This is a genomic window from Paratractidigestivibacter sp., from assembly GCF_052362415.1.
Taxonomy (GTDB): Bacteria; Actinomycetota; Coriobacteriia; order Coriobacteriales; family Atopobiaceae; genus Paratractidigestivibacter.
Genome location: NZ_DAWEMK010000014.1, coordinates 1 through 2,640, shown reverse-complemented (window position 1 = coordinate 2,640; position 2,640 = coordinate 1). Strand labels below are relative to the sequence as shown.

Genomic DNA, 2,640 nt, shown 5'->3' with positions numbered 1-2,640 from the left:
TCGTCAAGTGGATCGAGGACCGCGGCTATAAGACGAACGTCTCTCCCGGCGACGAGGAGACGATCGTCGGCATCATCGGCGACACTTCCAAGATCGACCCCTTCCTGCTCGAGAGCATGGACATCATCGAGCGCGTCCAGCGCGTGACCGAGCCCTTCAAGAAGGCCAACCGCAAGTTCCACCCCGAGGACACCGTCGTCGACTGCGGCCACGGCGTGCTGATCGGCGGCGGCCACTTCCAGGTCATGGCGGGGCCGTGCTCGGTCGAGGGCGACAACCTCTTCACCATCGCGCGGGCCTGCAAGGAGGCCGGCGCCACGATCCTGCGCGGCGGCGCCTACAAGCCCCGTACCTCCCCCTACACCTCCCAGGGCATGGGCGAGCGCGGGCTCGACCTGCTCAAGGAGGCGTCGGCCGAGCTCGACATGCCCGTCGTGACCGAGGTCATGGACCCGCGCGACGTGCAGCTGTTCGTCGACAAGCAGATCGACATCATGCAGATCGGCGCCCGCAACGCACAGAACTTCCCCCTGCTTCGAGAGGTGGGCAAGACGGGCATCCCAGTGCTGCTCAAGCGCGGCATGTCCGAGACCATCGACGAGTTCCTCATGGCCGCCGAGTACATCATGAGCGAGGGCAACCAGAACGTCATCCTCTGCGAGCGCGGCATCCGCACCTTCGAGACGCGCACCCGCAACACCTTCGACGTAAATGCCATCCCGGTGCTCCACCACCTCACGCACCTGCCCGTCGTCGGCGACCCCTCGCACTCCACCGGCTACACGCGCTACGTGCGCCCCGCTGCCTACGCGGCGACGGCGGCGGGCGCCGACGGCCTCGAGATCGAGGTCCATAACTGCCCCTCGCAGGCTTGGTCGGACGGCGCACAGGCGCTCACGCCCGAGATGTTCTCCGACGCCATGCGCCGCATCGCGCTTATCCGCGAGGCTGTGACGGCCGACATTCAGGAGGCGTAGCGATGGCCCAAATAGACAATAAAGAGAAAGCAAAAGACGCAGACGCGACGCCGGGCTACGTTGCCGGGCGTGTGGGCGTCGTCGGGCTCGGCCTCATGGGGGGTTCCTTCGCCCGCGCCTTCCGCGCGGCCGACGTCGACGTCTACGCCTGGAACCGCACCCGCTCCACCCTCGAGCTCGCCGAGATCGAGACCGTCCGCGGCGAGCTCACCGACGAGGTCGTCGGCACCTGCGAGCTCATCATCCTCGCAGGCTACCCGCAGTCTGCCATCGACTGGCTCGCACAGAAGGCCGACCTCATCGCAGAGGGCGCCATCGTCATCGACACGGTAGGCGTCAAGCGCATCATCTGCGAGAAGTGCGGGGAGATCGCCCAGGGCCGCGGCTGGCACTTCGTCGGCTGCCACCCCATGGCAGGGACCCAGTACTCCGGCTTCGCGCACTCCCGCGCGACCATGTTCAAAGGCGCGCCGATGGTCGTCGTGCCGCCCGAGGGCATGGACGACTTCGAGCGCGTCGATATCCTCGAGCGCCTGAAGAGGCTGCTTGCCCCGTGCCAGTTTGGCAGCTTCACCCCCGCCTCCGCCCCGGTGCACGACCGCATGATCGCCTTCACCTCCCAGCTCTGCCACGTTGTCTCGAACGCCTACGTGAAGAGCCCGACCGCCCGCGACCACCACGGGTTCTCCGCGGGGAGCTACCGCGACCTCACGCGCGTCGCGCACCTCAACGCCCCCATGTGGACCGAGCTGTTCCTGGACAACGCCGACTACCTCTCCGACGAGCTCGGCATCATCATCAAGAACCTGCAGGACTACAAGGACGCCATCGACGGCCGCGACGCCGCGGAGCTCGAGCGCCTGCTCGCGGACGGCGACCGCATAAAGAGGGAGATCGAGGGCCGATGAGCAAGAAGGAAAGCGGGGCCTCCGCGCGCGCCGGCGAGGTCGTCATCGCCGTGAACACCCCCTCGCGCTCCTATGACGTCCATGTGGGCGCGGGCGTCCTCGAGCGCGTCGGCGCGGTTGCGCGCGACGCTGCCGGCGGCGAGCGCGCCTGTGTGATCACCGAGACCAACGTGGGGCCGCTCTACGCCGACGCCGTCGAGGCGTCGCTTGAGGCCGCCGGCTATAAGACCTCCGTCCTGACCTTCCCAGCGGGCGAGCAACACAAGTGCCTCGCGACCTTGGAGACGCTGCTCGAGGGCCTCGCCGAGGCGGGCCTCACCCGAGACGACGTCGTGGTCGCGCTCGGCGGCGGCGTCACCGGGGACATGGGCGGCCTCGCCGCTGCGATGTACCTGCGCGGCATCCAGGTCGTCCAGGTGCCGACCTCGCTTCTGGCCATGGTCGACTCGAGCGTCGGCGGCAAGGTCGCCGTGGACCTCGCGCACGGCAAGAACCTCTGCGGGTTCTTCTGGCAGCCCTCCGCCGTCGTCGCCGACGTGCGCTGCCTCGCGAGCATCGAGCCCTCGCTCATGCGCGACTCGGTCGGGGAGGTCGTCAAGCACGCGGTGCTCGCGGACCCCGAGCTGCTGGCCGAGCTCTCGCGCGAGCCGCTCACCTTCGCGGACTGCCCCGAGGAGAAGCTTGTGCGCATCGTCGCAGAGAACGTCCGCATCAAGCGCGACGTCGTCGACGCCGACGAGCGCGAGCGCGGCCTC

General features: G+C 68.4%; 3 protein-coding genes. All 3 read left to right on the top strand.

Going from position 1 to position 2,640, the window contains the following annotated elements; all coding sequences use genetic code 11:
- Window positions 1-977: 3-deoxy-7-phosphoheptulonate synthase (gene aroF, locus ACT84W_RS02635; RefSeq protein WP_444328117.1), on the top strand; the 977-nt coding region annotated here is incomplete at its 5' end.
- 2 nt (window positions 978-979) lie between these two features.
- On the top strand, window positions 980-1,885 hold the full coding sequence (locus ACT84W_RS02630) for a prephenate dehydrogenase (RefSeq protein WP_417576511.1): 906 nt from the start codon (window positions 980-982) through the stop codon (window positions 1,883-1,885).
- A partial coding sequence (locus ACT84W_RS02625; protein WP_444328116.1) for a 3-dehydroquinate synthase family protein occupies window positions 1,882-2,640 on the top strand: 759 nt, incomplete at its 3' end. The genes ACT84W_RS02630 and ACT84W_RS02625, both read left to right, overlap by 4 nt.

Bases quoted from the DNA above. Each gene is read 5' to 3' on its own strand.
- ACT84W_RS02630 (WP_417576511.1), top strand. From the start codon at position 980: ATGGCCCAAATAGACAATAAAGAGAAAGCAAAAGACGCAGACGCGACG.